Raw genomic sequence first — 17047 nt, 5'->3', positions numbered from 1 at the left:
GTGCTCACCTGGTCGTGGCGGCGGCCTGCGCGGCGCTCAGCGCCTCGCGCGGTGACTTCCCGCCGCTGAGCGCCGCCTGCACCGCGGTCCACAGCGCCTCGGAGATCTTCGGGTACCTCGTGCCGAGGTTGTCACCGGTGCGGCCCTTGGCGGCTCGGACCGCCTCGACCCACACCGTGAGCTTGGGGTCCGCGGCGGCCTGCCGATCCTGGACCGCGGCGACGGGCGCGACGTAGGAGAGCGTGGTGTCGGTGGTGAGGAGGTTGTCGGCGTTGGTCAGGCAGGTGACGAGCTTCTGCGACGTCTCGTACCGGCCGGTGTTCTTCTGCACCGGGATGGAGACGAACTCACCGCCGGTGGGCGCGGGGGCCGGGCCGCCCGCGCTGGCCGGGATCGCGATGGTGCCGTACGAGAAGCCGAGCTTCTCCGCGTTGGCCAGCTGCCAGGTGCCGTTCTCGGCGAACGCGTAGTCGCCGGTGGCGAACTCCTGCCAGCTCGTGGTCTGGGTGTTGTTGATGACGGAGTTGGGGGCGTGGCCCTGCTTGAGCCAGTCCGTCCAGAGCGTCAGCGCGGACACCGCCTGTGGCGAGTCCAGAGCGGTCAGTTGGGCTCCCGATCCCCAGAACCAGGGCAGGAACTGGAAGCTGCCCTCCTCGGTGCCGATCGCCGAGAACGTGATGCCCTTCTTCCCCTTGGCCTTGACCGTGGTCAGCGCCGCGCTCAGGGACGTCCAGTCCGTGATCGTGGCCGGGTCGACGCCGGCGGCGGTCAGCAGATCCTTGTTGTAGTAGAGGGCCAGGGTGTTCGCCCCGATCGGCACCCCGTACGTCCTGCCCTCGCTCTGGCCGGCGCCGAGCAGGTTCTTCTCCATGGCCGAGACGTCCAGCTTGTTGTCGTCGGTGGTGGTGAGAGCGCCGGCCTCGGCCAGTGTCGAGATCACCGGGTTGTCCACGATCAGCACGTCCGGCGAGTTTCCCTGCTGGGCGGCGAGCAGCGCCTTGTTGGTCAGGTCGGTGGTGTCGTAGCCGGTTCGCTCGACCGTCGCACCGGCGGAGGTGCCGCACTTCTTGAGCAGCGCGACCCAGTCGGAGTCGTCGGCGAACTGCGGGTACGGGTCCCAGACGACGTACGCGCCGCCGCCGGCGGGGTCGTCGGCGGACGACGAGCAGGCGCTGCCCGCCGCCGCGGCGAGCGCTGTCACGACGATGGCGGCCAGGCGCCGCCGACGACTGAGTCCTGTCATGTGGTGCCTCACTTCAAGTCGATCGTCAGGTGGGGTGTGCGGGTTGACCGTCGCGGGCCGGACCCAGTCCGACCATGAGGCGAACCGATTCGCCGAATCGGTTCGCCCGAAGATAGGTCTGGCCGCGCCTACGGGTCAAGGGATCGGCCGACGCATCCGGAGTGAGAGCGGAAACGCCAGCTTCATCGCATCTTCACTTCATTGACACAGATCAGTTCCCGGTCCTACGATCCGTGCGAATCGATTCGCAAGTGCTGCCTCCGGAGAGCGTCCCCCGCGCCCCACCAAGGAGCCGCCCGTGAAAACCCCGTCCCGCGGCAGGTCAGACCGCGCCCGTGCGCTCGTCGCCCGACTCGTGGTCGGCCTGCTCGCCGCCGCTGCCGCCGTAACCGTTGTCCCGTCCCCGGCCCAGGCAGCCAACGAGTCGATCAGCGTCGACTTCTCCACCACCAGCGGCACGCCGACCTACCGTGCGTCCGGCTGGATCTACGGCATGACCGAGAACGCCAGCGGCCCGGCCGACCACTTCTACCGAGACGTCAAGTTCCAGTACATGCGCGCCGGTGGCGCGCAGCTTCCCGGCAGCGGCTGGGTCGGTGGCACCTACGACCGGCGGTGGAACTCCACCCTCGCCCAGGCTCGTCGGACCACCGCCCTCGGCGGGCAGTTCATCATCCTGCCGCACGACCTCTGGGGCGCCGACGGTGCCGGCATCTCCCGCTTCCCCGGCGACAACGGCAACTGGACCGACTACGACACCTTCCTGACCCGCCTCGTCAGCGACGTACGGGCGTCCGGGCTGTCCGTGCAGTGGGACATCTGGAACGAACCCAACATCACCATCTTCTGGAACCGCCCGATCTCGCAGTACCTCGAACTGTGGCGCCGCACCTACCAGCGCCTTCGAGCGGAGTTCCCCAGCCAGCTCATCGTCGGGCCGAGTTGCGCCTGCGTGCCGTCGACGTCACACACCTTCTGGAACCAGTACCTGGACTTCGTCCGCTCGACCAACACGGTGCCGGACATCATCAGCTGGCACTCGCTGCCGGGGGACCCGGTCGCCAACGTCGCCGCCGCCAACGCCACGCTCGACCCGCGCGGCATCGCCCACCCGCGGCCGTACCAGATCAACGAGTACGGTGCCCCCGACGAGCAGAACCCGGCCGACGGCGCCTGGTACATCGCGCGCCTGGAGCGGGCCCGGGCGGACGGCCTCCGGGCGAACTGGGCCAGCGGCGGCAGCCTGCACAACGACCTCGGCAACCTGCTGATCCGCAACTCGGCGGGCCAGCACCAGCCCAAGGGCGAGTGGTGGGCCTACCGCTACTACGCCTCCCAGACCGGGCAGATCGCCGCGGTGACCCCCAGCCAGTCCTACGACGCGTACGCCACGAAGGCAGCCGGCGTGGCGAAGGTGCTCATCGGCGGTGGTCGTACCACCGGGAACCTGACCGTCAACCTGCAACGCCTGGACACCACCAGCGGCATCGTGCAGAACAACCAGGTCCGGGTGCTCACCCAGCGCATTCCGCACAACGGCGGCGGCGCCGTGCAGGGGCCGGTCACCGTCTCGAACAGCGTGGTCGGCGTGTCCGGCACCAACGTCACCGTGACCCTGCCGTACACCAACCAGACCGACACCTACACGGTCACCCTGTTGCCGCCGTCGGACGGCAGCTTCCAGTCCGTGGCGGTGGCCCAGCACTCGCAGCAGTGCCTGGACAACCCCAACCTGAGCACCGTCGACGGCACCGTCCAGCAGCAGTTCCACTGCGAGGGTGGTGATCAGCAGCTCTGGAACTTCCGTCCGGTCGCCGGGGTCGCCAACACCTACACGGTGGTCAACCAGCAGAGCGGCAAGTGCCTCGACGTCAGTGGCGTGTCCACCGCCGACGGCGCGGCCGTACACCAGTGGACCTGCCTGAACGGCACCAACCAGCAGTTCACCCTGCGCAAGGTGACCTACTCGGGCAACGACTCGCACGACTACCAACTCGTCGCCCGGCACAGCGGAAAGTGCGTCGACGTCAGCACTGTCTCCACGGCCGCGCGCGCACCGGTCCACCAGTGGACCTGCGTCGGAGCCGGTCAGGGCAGCCCGTTGAACCAGACGTGGCGGGTCCTGGGCCGGTAGGCGTCTCGGGGGAGGTGATGCGCTGGCCGTCGGCCCGCCGGCCAGCGCGTCACCAGAGCCACACATTTATTGACATGAATTCAACAAAGGTCATACGATTCGCTGCGAATCGATTCGCCAGCACCGCCGCCGCGACCACCGCCCTGGCACGTCGACAATCCCCCGCGCTCTCCCGACCTTCGAGGAGCAACCTCGTGCGAACCCCGTCCCCCGGTGGGCCAGGTACAGCCCCCGATCTCATTCCGAGGCGTCATCGCGCCCGAAGCCTGACCGCCCTGGCCGGCGTGCTGGTCGGTGTCCTCGTCGGCATCGGCGCCACCCCCGGTGCCCCCTCGCCGACCGCCGAGGCAGCCGCTGTGGCACCGCTGGCCGCTGCCATCGAGCCGGGGCAGAGCACCCCGATCACCGGTACGGCGTCCGGCCGCTGCCTCGAAGTGCCCAACTCCAGCACCACCAACGGCACCCAGACACAACTGTGGGACTGCAACGGCGCCGCCGGCCAGACCTGGACCTGGACGTCGACCAGACAACTCCAGGTGTACGGCAACAAGTGCCTCGACGCCTCCGGCCGGGGCACCACCAACGGCACCCAGGCGATCATCTGGGACTGCAACGGTCAGAACAACCAGCAGTGGAACGTCAACACCAACGGCACCATCACCGGCGTGCAGTCCGGGCTCTGCCTCGACGCCAACGCCGCCGCCACCGCGAACGGCACGAAGATCATCCTCTGGGCTTGCAACGGCGGCACCAACCAACAGTGGGCCTCGCCGACCACCCCGCCTCCGACCACCCCGCCGACCGGTGCGCGCCCGTGCGACATCTACGCCTCCGGCGGCACCCCGTGCATCGCGGCCCACAGCACGACGCGGGCGCTCTACGAGGCGTACGCCGGCAACCTCTACCAGGTCCGGCGCTCGTCGGACAACACGACCCGCAACATCGGGCTCACCGGCACGGGTGGCACCGCCAACGCGGCGACGCAGGACTCGTTCTGCAGCGGAACGACCTGCGTGATCACCGTCGTCTTCGACCAGTCCGGGCGTGGCAACGACCTCTGGTACCAGGGGTCGAGCGTGGTGCCGGGCTCACCGCAGAGCCGGCCGGCGACCGCGACGTCGGAGTCGCTGACGGTGGGCGGCAACAAGGCGTACTCGCTCTACATCAACCCCGGCAACAGCTACTGGCGCGACGGTCACCTGACCGGAGTGCCGACCGGTGCGGCTCCCGAGGGCATGTACATGGTGACCAGCGGCACGCACGTCAACAGCGGCTGCTGTTTCGACTACGGCAACAGCGAGACGACGAGGAAGGCCGACGCCGCCGGGGCGATGGACGCCATCAACTTCGGCACGCAGTGCTGGTTCGGCGGCTGCTCGGGCACCGGCCCCTGGGTGCAGGCCGACCTGGAGTGGGGCCTCTTCCCCGGCGGGAGCAGCTCCTGGAACCCGAACCAGCGTGCCTTCCCCAGCAAGTTCGTGACCGCGACACTCAAGAACAACGGCGTGAGTCGCTTCGCCATCAAGGGCAGCAACGCCCAGTCCGGCAGCCTCTACACGCTCTGGGACGGCTCGCTCCCGCCGGGATACAGCCCGATGAAGAAGCAGGGCGCGATCATCCTGGGCAGTGGTGGCGACTGCTGCAAGCCTGACGGCGGCGCGAACCTGAGCGCCGGCACCTTCTACGAGGGGGCCATGGTCGCCGGCTATCCGTCCGACGCCACCGAGAACGCGGTGCAGGCCAACGTGGTGACCGCCGGTTACCGCTGACCCTGGCGGCGCGCCAACCGTGCGCCGGTCACCACTGGTCGGTGGCGCGGGCGTCGGGCCCGCGCCACCGGCTCGGACGTGCCGGAGAGCCATATACCTGTGAGGCATAAATATGACTCACAGGTATATGGGCTCTCCGCGCATATGCCCTGGCGTGAGACCTCGCGGGGTCGTGGTGACCGGTGCACGGTCTCGTCGCGGCGACCTCGTCTCAGGCGACCGTGCAGGACGCGCCGTTGAGGGTGACCGCGCTGGGCTTGGCGGTGTTACCGGAGTGCGTGGCCTGGAAGCCGATCGTCACCGACCCGTTGGCGGGGATGCCGGCGTTGTAGGCGACGTTCCTGGCTGTCACCAGCCCGGAGTTCGGGGAGTAGGAGGCGTTCCAACCTGAGGTGATGGTCTGCCCGGCGGGCAGGGTGAAGACCAGGGACCAGCCGTTGACGGCGGTGGTGCCGGTGTTGGTGACGGTGATGTTCTCGGTCAGACCGGTGTTCCAGGCGTTGATGGCGACGGCCACACCGCAGCCGCCGGACGCCGGGGGAGGCGTGGTCGGGGGAGGTGTGGTCGGCGGCGGCGTGCTCGGCGGCGGCGTGGTCGGGTCGGTCAGGCCGAAGAACTGGATGGCGGACGCGGCCATGCCGCCGGAGGGCAGGCTGTGCCCGGCGCCCTGGATGCTGTACGCCTCGACCTGGACGGTGCCGCTGGTGTCGGCGTACCTCCGCCGGTTCCAGTTGGCCTGGGGCGTGTCGGTGGAGGTCGGTGTCTGGCTCAGCCCGAACACGTTGGTCCACTGCTCGATCGTCTCGGTCAACAGCGAGTACGGCACGAGGGTGTCGTTGGTGCCGTGCCACAGCTGCACGCGCGGGCGGGGGCCGGAATGGCCGGGGTGTGCCTGACGCACCGCGTCACCCCACTGCTGCGGGGTCCGGTTCATGGTGCCGCCGGTGCACTGGCTGCTGGTGGGTGGGAAGTCCGCCGCGTTGGCGAAGCAGTTGTACGGCACCCCCATGAACGCAGCGCCGGCCTTGAACAGGTCGGGGTACAGGGCCAGCATGTGGTTGGTCATCATGCCGCCGGACGAGCTGCCGGTGGCGTAGACCCGGTCCGGGTCGGCGGCGTACTGCTGTTGGACGTGCCGGACCATCGAGACGATCGACACCGGGTCGCTGCCACCGCCGCGGCGCTTGGCCGCGTCCGACCAGACGTCGAAGCAGTTGCCGAACCCGGCCTGCTGGGTCGCGGACGGGTAGATCACGATGAACCCGTACCGGTCGGCGAGGCTGGCGAACTCGCTCCCGGAGTAGAAGCCGGGGCCGGACCCGCCGCAGCCGTGCATGGCCACCACGGTGGCCGGCCTGGCCGGGCGGTTGTCCGGCACGTAGACGTGCATGCGCATCCGGCCCGGGTTGTCGCCGAAGCTCGTCACCTCGGTCAGCGACGCCGCGTACGCGGGCCGGACCGCGGGGACCACCAAGCCGGCAGCCACCAGGGCCAGGGCGAGGGCGAGCAGCAGTTTCCTTCTGGTTCTCAACGAACGACTCCTTCGGTTGCCTGTGCGGGCTGGGATTGGCTGCGCGGTCCGCGGGTGCGCCCGACCCCCGCGGATGATCGCGCGATGCCCGCTGTCTGTGGCTCGCCCTGCCCGGCTCCGGACGGCATCGTGTGGCAATTAGTGTTCCCCCGGGACCGACAAGTGTCAATCGACGTGTCTCTATCGATGCCGGCCTCCGCGGCCCGGCTCGACGGCGGCCCGTCTACAGTCGGCACACCGTCCCTGCGGAGCACGGAGCGCCTGTGGCAAGCCCGTTCGACATCGACGAGATCTATCCGGACGACGGAGACCGGCCACTGCGACTGCCCCGGCGGCAGGCGGGCAACTCGCCCCAGGGCGTCGCGGTGACCCTGCTGGCGGACTACACCCTGCGGACTCGGGCGGCCCTCCCGTCCGCCGCCATCGTGGCGCTGCTGGCCGAGACCGGCGTGACCACGGCCGGGGCGCGTACCGCGATCAGCCGGCTGGCCCGACGCGGCGTCCTGGAGGGCAGTCGACTGGGGCGGCGCAGCTCCTACCGGCTCAGCCGGGCCGCCGCCGCCAACCTCTCCGCCGGCGGCCACTGGATCATCACCTCCACCATCGCTGCGGCAGCGTGGGACGGGTGCTGGACGGTCGTCGCCTTCTCGCTGCCCCAGGGGCTGAGCACGCAGCGGCGGGCCCTGCGCGCCCAGCTCCGCTGGCTCGGATACGCGCCGTTGTACGACGGGTTGTGGATCTCGCCCCGAGAGCTGGCCGCTCCCGCTCGGGCTCAGCTCGACCAGCTCACCGACGGTGCCGTCTCGGTGTTCCGCGGACGGCAGGTCCCGCTCGACTCGGCCGGACACCGTGCCCCGATCGAGGCCTGGGACATCGAGGCGATCAGGCGCGGCTACGAGGAGTTCCTCCGGCGCTGGACGCCGCTGGTGTCTCCGGTGGCGTCCGGGGCGGTCGAGGGAGCTGCCGCGGTGCGGGCCCGTACCGAGATCATGGACACCTTCCGCCGCTTTCCCGTCCTCGACCCGCAACTGCCCGTGGAACTCCTCCCGGACGGGTGGCTCAGGCGGCCGGCACGGGAGTTGTTCGCGGCCGTCTACGACGGACTCGCCATACCCGCGGAACGACACGTACGGGCGGTCGTCGCGCGTTTCACCGACGCCGTCGCGCCCGGCATCGAGGCGCACACCACCGCCGACATCCTCGCCGGGCTGCGCGCCGACGCGGACCCGGCGCAGTCGGCACCGGGCAGCCCGGCCACCGGGTGTCCGTGAACCACCAGGAGCCGGCGTACGTCCTCGGCTGACGACTGTGAGCGATAACAGCGTCGCCGTGCGGCAGCACCCCGGCGGAGCGGCTCCGCGGCTCGTCCGCTGGTCGCGTGCTGGCTGAGCACGGCTGCTGCGGGCCGGTTGGTACCGGGCGAAACGCGGCGTTCCGGCAGATCGGCGTGAACGGCTCGTTACGTCTTGACGATCGACATGTTATCGCTCACTCTCGATATAGAGGCCGATCGTTGTGGTGGCTCACCGGGCGAGCCGCACGGGTCGTACCTCCGATCGCGACGTCCCCAGGGCATGCGGACGTCACCTCGGGACCCGGCAGATGCCGGCGGGCCCTCTCGGACCGGGCGCGCTGACGCCTGGCGGCCAGGATGGCCGTCCCGATCATCTGTCCCGAGCGAAGTGGCACATCACCACCACCGATGCAACCACTGAAAAGGAACGACATGAAGCCCATGAGAAAGATGCTGGCGGCGGCGACCCTCGCCGTCGCCCTCACCACCGGTATGACCGTGGCGCTGAACCCCGCAGCAGCCGCTGGCACGACCCTGAAGGCGGCGGCAGCGGAGAAGGGCCGCTACTTCGGTGCCGCTGTCGCGACGGGCAAGCTGTCCACCGGCGCGTACACGACCATCCTGAACCGTGAGTTCAACAGTGTCGTGGCCGAGAACGAGATGAAGTGGGCATCCAACGAGCCGCAGCAGGGCCAGTTCAACCACTCCGGTGGTGATCGTCTGGTCAGCCATGCGCAGGCCAACGGGATGAGCGTGCGGGGTCACACGCTGCTGTGGCACGCACAGCAGCCGGGTTGGGCGCAGGGCATGTCCGGTAGCGCGTTGCGGAACGCGGCGATCAACCACGTCACGCAGGTCGCGACGCACTACCGGGGCAAGATCCATTCGTGGGACGTGGTGAACGAGGCGTTCGCCGACGGTGGGTCGGGGGCGCGTCGTGACTCGAACCTGCAGCGCACGGGTAACGACTGGATCGAGGCGGCCTTCCGCGCTGCGCGGGCGGCGGATCCGGGTGCGAAGTTGTGTTACAACGACTACAACACCGACGGGATCAACGCGAAGTCGACCGGCATCTACAACATGGTGCGTGACTTCAAGTCGCGTGGTGTGCCGATCGACTGTGTGGGGTTCCAGTCGCACCTGGGCACCTCGTTGGCCGGTGACTACCAGGCCAATCTGCAGCGTTTCGCCGACCTTGGCGTGGACGTGCAGATCACCGAGCTGGACGTGATGACCGGCGGCAACCAGGCCAGCATCTTCGGCGCCGTCACCCGCGCCTGCCTGGCCGTGTCGCGCTGCACGGGCATCACCACGTGGGGCGTACGCGACTGCGACTCGTGGCGTGGGTCGGACAACGCTCTGCTGTTCGACTGCAACGGCAACAAAAAGGCCGCGTACACCGCCGTCCTGGACGCCCTCAACGGCGGCTCGACGCCACCCACCACGCCCCCTCCGGGCTCCGGAGTGGACACCAGCGCCTGGTACGTGTTGATCAACCGGAACAGTGGCAAGGCGTTGGACGTGTACGCCTCGGCCACCAGCGACGGGGCGCGGATCAGTCAGTGGTCGCGCAACAACGGGGTGAACCAGCAGTGGCAGTTCGTGGACTCCGGGAGCGGCTACTACCGGGTGAAGTCCCGCAACTCCAGCAAGGTGCTCGACGTCAGCGGCTTCTCCACCGCCGACGGCGGCGCGATCGTGCAGTGGTCCGACCTCAACGGCACGAACCAGCAGTTCCGACTCGCCAATTCGGCCGATGGCTACGTGCGTCTGATCAACCGCAACAGCAACAAGGCCGTCGAGGTGCAGGGCGCGTCCACCGCCGACGGTGGGAACGTTGTCCAGTACGCCGACTGGGGCGGCAACAACCAACAGTGGCAGCTGGTCCGCATCGGATAGTGACCGCCACGTCGTAGGTGGTTACGCAGGCGGTTCGCCCAGCCGGGCGGGCCGCCTGGATCCCCGGGTCGAGGTGCCACCGGCGCGGCCTCCGGTCGCCGTCGACCGACCCGCGTCGACCGCTGCGCAACCGGGCCGGCGTGTCGACGGCAACGTGCGGAACAGCCGTCAGCTATCGACCGCAATCGTTTGACGTATGACGTCTAAGGCGCTAATTTTCACCCGCGGACCACCTGGCTTCCGGGAGCCGGATGCGCACCGGGCAGTCGGCGCGGGCCTGCTGCACGGTCGGTCCGTGTCGTGGCCGAGGACGTGCGCCGGTGGCCGCATCCCCCCGCACCCATCCCCCCAGACGTGCTGACGCCACCACCAGACGCCGGCACACACGCCAGGGCACCCGCGTGCGTCCTGCTTGCGGATGACCCCGATCGAAGGAGTGGACCATGAAGGCCATCGGTGAGGCTCGTCCCGCCTCTCCACGGAGACGTCGCTGGCGGTCAGGGTTGGCCGCAGCGGCGGCCGCGGTCATGGCGGCCACCGCGCTCGTCGCGGTCAACGCGGCCCCCGCGTCGGCGGCGACCGTGGACACCAACGCCTGGTACGTCCTCGTCAACCGCAACAGCGGCAAGGCACTGGACCTGTACGGCTCGGCCACCAACGACGGCGCACGGGTCAGCCAGTGGACCCGGAACAACGGCGCGAACCAGCAGTGGCAGTTCGTCGATTCCGGGGGCGGCTTCTACCGACTGAAGTCCCGGCACTCGGGCAAGGTGCTCGACGTCAGCGGTTTCTCCACCGCCGACGGCGGCGCGATCGTGCAGTGGGCCGACCTCAACGGGACGAACCAGCAGTTCCGGCTGGCCGACTCCGACGGCGGCCACGTCCGGCTGATCAACCGCAACAGCAACAAGGCCGTCGAGGTGCAGGGAGCCTCCACGGCCGACGGTGGCAACATCGTGCAGTACGCCGACTGGGGTGGCAGCAACCAGCAGTGGCAACTCGTCCCCACGGACAGCGGCAACCCGCCGCCGACGGGTGGTAGCGGGTGCGGCAAGGCGCCGACGCTCTCCAGCGGCACGCACACGATCCAGACCAACGGCAAGAGCCGTACCTTCATCCTGCGGGTGCCCACCAACTACAACAACAGCAACCCGTATCGGCTGATCTTCGCGTTCCACTGGCGCGGCGGCACCATGCAGGACATCTCCTCCGGCGGCACCAGCGGGACCCCGTGGTCCTACTACGGGCAGCAGGAGCAGTCGAACAACAGCGCGATCCTGGTCGCACCCCAGGGGTTCGGCAACGGTTGGGGCAACGCCGGCGGTGAGGACATCACCTTCGTCGATGACATGATCACCCGGATCGAGAGCAGCCTCTGCGTCAACCCGAGGCAGCGCTTCGCCCTCGGCTTCAGCTGGGGTGGCGGCATGAGCTATGCCCTCGCCTGCGCACGGCCCACCGTCTTCCGGGCCGTCGCGGTCATCTCCGGCGGGCAGATCAGCGGGTGCAGCGGCGGCACGCAGCCCATCGCGTACTTCGGGCTGCACGGCATCTCGGACAACGTCCTGAGCATCGGTCAGGGGCGGTCGTTGCGGGACACGTTCGTCCGCAACAACGGCTGTGCGGCGCAGAACCCGCCCGAGCCGGGCGCGGGCAGCCGCACCCACATCACGACCACCTACTCGGGCTGCCGGTCCGGTTACCCCGTGCAGTGGGCCGCGTACGACAACGGTCACATGCCCGGCCCGGTGGACGGCACCTACGCCGAGAGCGGCATCACGACCTGGACCAAGGGTGAGATCTGGAGGTTCTTCGCGCAGTTCTCCTGACCCCGGTCGCCGGCCCGGTCGGCGCTGACATGGGCGGTGGCGCCTGCTCCGGTTTCACGGAGCGGGCGCTGCCGCCCTCAGCGTTGGAGACGTACCGGCTTGCCCGAGCCGCTGCGGCGGACCAGCCAGGCCTCGGTGATGTGGGTGAACATCGCCTCGGCGGCGCCCTCGGAGTCGTGGGCGGCGATGCGCTCGTAGATGCGTCGGTGGCCCTTGTTGGATGCCACGCACAGCGAGCGTTCGGTGCGGCCCATGTAGCGCGCGGTGTTGATGACCTGGCTCTCCAGTGCCCGCACGACGCCGCGGGCGATGCGGTTGCCGGATGCCTGCATGATCGTGTCGTGGAAGGCCCGGTCGTGGTCGTGGTACGTGACGTGGTCGTCGACGAGTTCGTCCATCCGGTCCACCATGGCCCGCAGCCGGTCGACGGTCTCGTCGTCGGCGAGGCGGGCGGCGACGTTCGCCATGTCCGACTCCAGCACCCGCCGGGTGACGACGAGGTCGTCGAGGATGGCGAGGCTGTCGTCCTCGGCGATGGTGGCCGCGAGGACGAGCTCGTCGAGCATGTCCCAGTGTGACGGTGGGGTGACCATGGTGCCGGCGCCCTGACGGACCTGCACCAACCCCTTCTCCTGAAGGATCTTGACGGCTTCCCGGACGACGGTCCGGCTCACGGAGAAGGTCTCGCAGAGGATCGGTTCGGGAGGCAGGGACGTGCCGGACGGGTGTACGCCACGGACGATGCGTTGCACGAGTTCGGCGGTGACCGCCCTGGCGAGGTTGGTCGGTCGACGCACCCACGCCGGGGTCACCGGATTGTTCAGGGCTGTCTCCTGCGCTGGCGTCATGTCCCCTCCGAATGACTCGCCGTGGCACGACGTCCGCACCAGTCTACGGCCGAGTATTGACGTCACACGTCATACGAGTTACTTTCCGATCAACATTGGCATGGCGGCCTGTCCGTCGGCCACCCCACGTTCAGAGGGAACAACTGATGAGACAGCGCGCAATATGGTCGGCCGTCCTCGTTGTGGGACTGGCCCTGACCGGCTGCGGAAGTGCCAGCGACTCGGGCAAGTCCAGCGGTGGGTCGGACAGCAAGTTGGTGGTGTGGGACTGGAAGTCCGGCGAGCCGTTCGCCAAATCGTATCTGGACAAGGCGAAGGCCGACTTCAAGAAGAAGCACCCCGACGTCACTGTCGAGTTCGTCGCGCAGCCCTTCGACCAGTACTACACGCTGCTCGGTGCGGCCATCCAGTCCGGCAAGGGCCCGGACGTCATGCTGTTCAACGGTGGTGGCCAGATCCGCGACCGGGTGGACGCGTTGGTGCCGCTCGACGACTACGTGGCCGAGGACAGGCAGCGGTTGGCCGGCTGGGAGGCGTTCGGCAAGGACGGCAAGACCTACGCCGCCCCGGTGACGCTCCAGGGTTACCCGATCTACTACAACAAGGCGATCTACCAGAAGGCGAACCTCGACCCGGCGAGCCCGGCCACCACCTGGGACAAGTTCACCGCCGACTGCGCCGCCATCGCCAAGGCCGGCTCCAAGTGCTTCGCCCTCGGCAACAAGGAGGGCGTCGGCATCCAGTTCTGGCTCTCCAGCATGGGCTCGACCACCCTCACCGCCGCGGAGTACGACGCCTGGATCACCGGCAAGCGCGACTGGAACTCGGCAAACGTCAAGCGGGTCTTCCAGACCTGGAAGGAGACCGGCGACAAGAAGATGAACAGCGACGGGGCCAACTCGACCGCCATGTTCAACGACTCCTTCGCCCTCTTCCAGTCCGGTAAGGCCGCGCACGTCATGGGTCTCATGTCGGACGTGGGGCACTGGCAGGACTTCAACGAGTTCCTCACCCCGGAGAAGCTCGGCGTCATGAAGGCCCCGGTCGTCACCGCCGGCACCACCCCGAGCCTCCCGTACGACGGTGGCATCGGCTACGCGGTCGCCAAGTGGACCAAGGACCCGAAGGTGGCCGCCGACCTGGTGCGCTCCCTGAGTTCGGCCGACGCGTTGAAGGCCTTCTACGCCGACGCCGGCGCGATCGCCGCCGACACCACCATCGACGTGTCGCAGGCCGGGCCGGCCGTCGCCACGCTCGTCAGCGAGCTGAAGAGCGGCAAGCCCGCCCTGCACGTGGCGCTCTCCTCGAAGACGCTGGACCTGATGGGGCGCCTCTCCCAGCAACTGCTCAGCGGGTCGATCACCGTCGACGAGGTGGTGAAGCAGTTGGCCGCTTCCGACCAGGCGGGCTGACCTCGTGCCAATGGGAAACACGCAACCGTCGGTCCGTCCGGCTTCGGCCGGGCGGGCCGGCGGGGCGGCGGTCACCCCCGCCACGCATCGGAGCGGCACACGACCCCGTCGCACCCGTGGTGGCCTGGGGGCCGAGCGCTACGCCCCCTACATCCTGGTCCTTCCGGCCGTCCTGATCATCGTGCTGCTGCGGCTCTACCCGCTGATCCTCGGCGTCAACTTCTCCTTCACCGGCGACGGCGCGCAGAACGGGACGGCTGTCGGTTTCGGCAACTATCGCGAGCTCTTCGCCGACCCGCTGTTCCAGACCGCGCTGAAGAACGTCGGGCTGCTGGTGCTGCTGCTGCCGGTGGCGGTGGCGATCCCCGGGCTGCTCGCGACGTTCATCTACCTGCGGGTGCCGGGTCACCGCTTCTACCGCAGCGTCTACTTCTTTCCCGCGGTGCTCTCACCGGTCATCGTCGGTGCGATCTTCAACCTGCTGCTCGCCTTCGACGGCCCCCTCAACGCCGTCCTCTCCTCGGTCGGTGTCGATCCGATCGACTGGCTCGGTGACCCGGACATCGCGATGTTCATGGTGGTCGGCGTGCACATCTGGGCCACCTTCGGGATGGCCCTGGTGGTGTTCCTCGCCGGCTTCGCCACGCTGGACCCCGCGCTGCTGGACGCGGCCCGGGTGGACGGGGCGTCGCTGCGCCAGGTGGTCTGGCACGTGATCGTCCCGGCCCTCTCGCGCACCATCCAGTTCGTCTTCGTGACCACGATGATCGGGATGCTGACCTCGATGTTCGGCCTCCTCTACATCATGACCAGCGGCGGCCCGGAGGGGTCGACGTACCTACCGGAGTTCTACATCTGGAAGCAGCAGGGCCAGATGAACCGTCCGGCTCTCGCGTCGGCGGCCTCGACGATCCTCTTCATGATCATGCTTGTGGTGGGGCTGTTGCAGATCAAGCTGCTCGAACGTTCCGGAAAGGAGGACTGATGTCTCGCCTCCGCCTGGGACGGTGGCTGATCGCCATCCCCATGTCGCTGCTCGCCCTGGCGACGATCTACCCCCTGCTGTTCACCGCCAACGTCGCGATGAAGACCCGGCGTGACTACATCCTCGACCGGTTCGGCCTGACCGACGCCCTACGCTGGGAGAACATCAGCACGGCGTGGACCAGCGTCGGCATGGGCCGCTACTTCGTCAACTCGCTGTTCGTGGTGACGGTGTCGGTGTTCCTGCTGCTGCTGTTCGGATCGATGGCCGGCTTCGCCCTGAGCCAACTGCGGTTCCGCGGCTCGTCGGCGCTGTTCCTGGGTTGCCTCGCGGGGCTCTTCATCCCGTTCCAGGTGATCATGGTGCCGCTCGCCCGGATCATGGCCGACACCGCGCTCATCGACACGTACCCGGGCCTGATCCTGGTCTACGTGGCCCAGTTCCTGCCCTTCACGGTCTTTCTCATGACGAGTTACTACAAGGGCATCCCGCCAGAGATCGTCGACGCCGCGCGGATTGACGGCAGCACCGTGTACGGCGTGTACCGCCGGATCATGCTGCCGCTGGGCACCCCGGCGCTGCTGTCGGTCGGCATCCTCAACGCCCTGTTCTGCTGGAACGACGTCCTCATGGCGCTGGTGATGATGCCCTCGGCCGAGCACCGGACGCTGATGATCGGGGTGACCTCGTTGCGCGGGCAGTACTCCGACAACATCCCCACCTTCGCCTCCGGGGTGCTGATCGCCGCCATACCCGTCCTGTTGGTCTACCTGTTCCTCCAGCGCCAAATTGCCGACGGTGTAGCCGCCGGTTCCACGAAGGGTTGACATGCGCATCACGGGATATCGGACGCTCACCACGGTCCAGGAATGGGGGCGGCCGGTCGGCGATGCCAACGGCGTCTTCGCCGACGGGGTGGTCCCGGTCTCGATCGTCGTCGTCGACACCGACGAGGGCATCTCGGGAATCGGCCTCGGGCCGCACGTCGAGATCGAGCGGGTCTTCGCCGCCATCGAGGGCGAGGACCCGCGCGCGGTGACGACCCTCTACGACCGCATGTTGCGGCACACCTTCAAGGCGGGCCACGCCGGCCCGGTGTTCGGCACCATCGGTGCTCTCGACACCGCGCTCTGGGACATCAAGGCGCAGGCCGCAGGCGAGCCGTTGTGGCGGCTGCTGGGCGGACGCGACCGGCGGGTTCCCGCCTACGCTTCCGGCCTGGACATCGGGCTGACCGACGACGAGCTCGTCTCCGAGTACGAGGTCTACGCCAGCCACGGTCTGCGGGCCGCCAAGCTCAAGGGTGGCCTCGACATCGAGCGCGACCGGCACCGACTCGGCCTGGTCAGGGACGTCCTGACCGAGGCCGGCCACGGTCGCCGGCCGGGTCTGATGCTCGACGTGAACGAGGCGTGGACCCGAAAGCAGGCCGTTCGGCACGTCTGCGAACTCGAACGCAGCCTGGACCTCATCTGGATCGAGGAGCCCGTCCGACGCTGGGACGCCGAGGGCCACGCCGCGGTGAGCCGAGGAGTGTGTGCGTCGGTCGCCACCGGGGAGAACCTCACCGGGCTCGAGCAGTACCGCCCGCTGATCGCCGCCGGCGCGGTCGACGTCGTCCAGATGGCCGCTGTCTGGGGGGTCACCCACTTCCTGCGGACGTCCGCCCTGGCACACGCCCACGACCTGCCGGTCAGCCCGATCGGCAACAGCCCGGTCGGGCTGCTGCACGCCGCGACCTCGGTGCCGAACCACCTGACCAGCGAGTTGCAGGACCTTCACCGACCGGTCGGGGTCTCCATCGACCTGCACGTCGAGGATGGTGCCTTCGTCCTCGGCGACTCACCCGGGCTGGGCGTCCGGGTCGACGAGGAGCTGATCCGGGCCGCCAACCGCCGCCCGCAGGCGCAGACGGCCGACAGCCCCAACGTCCGGCCCGAGCGGGCCGGCCGTCGGCTGCTGGCCGGGGTCGACGGCATCATCCCCGGCCCCCAGGTGCCCATCGTTTCGCTGAACTCGCACAACGACGTGGCGCCCACCGCGCGGCACTGAGCTGACCACCACATCAACGGGAGCGTGGGTGCACCGCCGCGGCGGTGCACC

General features: G+C 68.9%; 12 protein-coding genes. 9 read left to right on the top strand and 3 right to left on the bottom strand.

Features of this window, described 5'->3' with window-relative positions; genetic code table 11:
- Window positions 1-4: 4 nt before the first annotated feature.
- A complete protein-coding gene (locus LADH09A_RS04405) occupies window positions 5-1243 on the bottom strand; it encodes a sugar ABC transporter substrate-binding protein (RefSeq protein ID WP_238643435.1) in 1239 nt (412 codons plus the stop codon).
- Between the two features lie 298 nt (window positions 1244-1541).
- Between LADH09A_RS04405 and LADH09A_RS04400 the strand changes: the two genes are divergently transcribed.
- Both LADH09A_RS04400 and LADH09A_RS04395 read left to right on the top strand, forming a co-directional pair.
- A complete protein-coding gene (locus LADH09A_RS04400; protein WP_238643434.1) occupies window positions 1542-3377 on the top strand; it encodes an RICIN domain-containing protein in 1836 nt (611 codons plus the stop codon).
- A 284-nt stretch (window positions 3378-3661) separates the two neighbouring features.
- Complete coding sequence (locus LADH09A_RS04395) at window positions 3662-5146, top strand: arabinofuranosidase catalytic domain-containing protein (RefSeq protein WP_238643433.1); 1485 nt, start codon at window positions 3662-3664, stop codon at window positions 5144-5146.
- Between the two features lie 211 nt (window positions 5147-5357).
- Here LADH09A_RS04395 and LADH09A_RS04390 read toward each other — a convergent pair whose 3' ends face one another.
- Window positions 5358-6677 carry an extracellular catalytic domain type 1 short-chain-length polyhydroxyalkanoate depolymerase gene (locus LADH09A_RS04390; protein WP_238643432.1) on the bottom strand — a complete coding sequence of 440 codons (1320 nt, stop codon included), beginning with the start codon at window positions 6675-6677 and terminating at the stop codon, window positions 5358-5360.
- Window positions 6678-6940: 263 nt separating this feature from the next.
- On the opposite strand from LADH09A_RS04390, the gene LADH09A_RS04385 reads away from it, so the two are divergent.
- The 3 genes from LADH09A_RS04385 (at window position 6941) to LADH09A_RS04375 (ending at window position 11699) form a co-directional block, all read left to right on the top strand.
- Window positions 6941-7948, top strand: a complete 1008-nt coding sequence (locus tag LADH09A_RS04385) for a PaaX family transcriptional regulator (RefSeq protein ID WP_238643431.1) — start codon at window positions 6941-6943, stop codon at window positions 7946-7948.
- 455 nt (window positions 7949-8403) lie between these two features.
- Window positions 8404-9870, top strand: a complete 1467-nt coding sequence (locus tag LADH09A_RS04380; protein ID WP_372492222.1) for an endo-1,4-beta-xylanase — start codon at window positions 8404-8406, stop codon at window positions 9868-9870.
- 443 nt (window positions 9871-10313) lie between these two features.
- On the top strand, window positions 10314-11699 hold the full coding sequence (locus LADH09A_RS04375) for an RICIN domain-containing protein (RefSeq protein WP_238643430.1): 1386 nt from the start codon (window positions 10314-10316) through the stop codon (window positions 11697-11699).
- A 77-nt stretch (window positions 11700-11776) separates the two neighbouring features.
- Here the strand turns inward: LADH09A_RS04375 and LADH09A_RS04370 are convergent, their stop codons facing one another.
- Window positions 11777-12547, bottom strand: a complete 771-nt coding sequence (locus LADH09A_RS04370; protein ID WP_238643429.1) for a FadR/GntR family transcriptional regulator — start codon at window positions 12545-12547, stop codon at window positions 11777-11779.
- Window positions 12548-12693: 146 nt separating this feature from the next.
- On the opposite strand from LADH09A_RS04370, the gene LADH09A_RS04365 reads away from it, so the two are divergent.
- Genes LADH09A_RS04365 through LADH09A_RS04350 form a run of 4 tightly spaced genes read left to right on the top strand, consistent with a single transcriptional unit; the run spans window position 12694 to window position 16996 of the window.
- On the top strand, window positions 12694-13959 hold the full coding sequence (locus LADH09A_RS04365; RefSeq protein WP_238643428.1) for an ABC transporter substrate-binding protein: 1266 nt from the start codon (window positions 12694-12696) through the stop codon (window positions 13957-13959).
- Between the two features lie 10 nt (window positions 13960-13969).
- Window positions 13970-14944: a carbohydrate ABC transporter permease gene (locus tag LADH09A_RS04360; RefSeq protein ID WP_238643427.1), complete on the top strand. Its 975-nt coding sequence runs from the start codon at window positions 13970-13972 to the stop codon at window positions 14942-14944.
- On the top strand, window positions 14944-15771 hold the full coding sequence (locus LADH09A_RS04355) for a carbohydrate ABC transporter permease (RefSeq protein WP_238643426.1): 828 nt from the start codon (window positions 14944-14946) through the stop codon (window positions 15769-15771). Before LADH09A_RS04360 ends, LADH09A_RS04355 begins: the two co-directional genes overlap by 1 nt.
- Before the next feature lies 1 nt (window position 15772).
- Window positions 15773-16996: a mandelate racemase/muconate lactonizing enzyme family protein gene (locus LADH09A_RS04350; RefSeq protein ID WP_238643425.1), complete on the top strand. Its 1224-nt coding sequence runs from the start codon at window positions 15773-15775 to the stop codon at window positions 16994-16996.
- Window positions 16997-17047 lie beyond the last annotated feature (51 nt).

It is taken from the genome of Micromonospora cabrerizensis (assembly GCF_022230955.1).
In the GTDB taxonomy this organism is placed as follows: Bacteria; Actinomycetota; Actinomycetes; order Mycobacteriales; family Micromonosporaceae; genus Micromonospora; species Micromonospora cabrerizensis.
Note: the sequence above shows the minus strand (reverse complement) of the source record. Positions and strands in the feature narration are given on the sequence as shown.

Coding starts and splice junctions, on each gene's coding strand:
- LADH09A_RS04405 (WP_238643435.1), bottom strand. CDS start 1,243: ATGACAGGACTCAGTCGTCGGCGGCGCCTGGCCGCCATCGTCGTGACA.
- LADH09A_RS04380 (WP_372492222.1), top strand. CDS start 8,404: ATGAAGCCCATGAGAAAGATGCTGGCGGCGGCGACCCTCGCCGTCGCC.
- LADH09A_RS04375 (WP_238643430.1), top strand. CDS start 10,314: ATGAAGGCCATCGGTGAGGCTCGTCCCGCCTCTCCACGGAGACGTCGC.
- LADH09A_RS04370 (WP_238643429.1), bottom strand. CDS start 12,547: ATGACGCCAGCGCAGGAGACAGCCCTGAACAATCCGGTGACCCCGGCG.
- LADH09A_RS04365 (WP_238643428.1), top strand. CDS start 12,694: ATGAGACAGCGCGCAATATGGTCGGCCGTCCTCGTTGTGGGACTGGCC.
- LADH09A_RS04360 (WP_238643427.1), top strand. CDS start 13,970: ATGGGAAACACGCAACCGTCGGTCCGTCCGGCTTCGGCCGGGCGGGCC.
- LADH09A_RS04355 (WP_238643426.1), top strand. CDS start 14,944: ATGTCTCGCCTCCGCCTGGGACGGTGGCTGATCGCCATCCCCATGTCG.
- LADH09A_RS04350 (WP_238643425.1), top strand. CDS start 15,773: ATGCGCATCACGGGATATCGGACGCTCACCACGGTCCAGGAATGGGGG.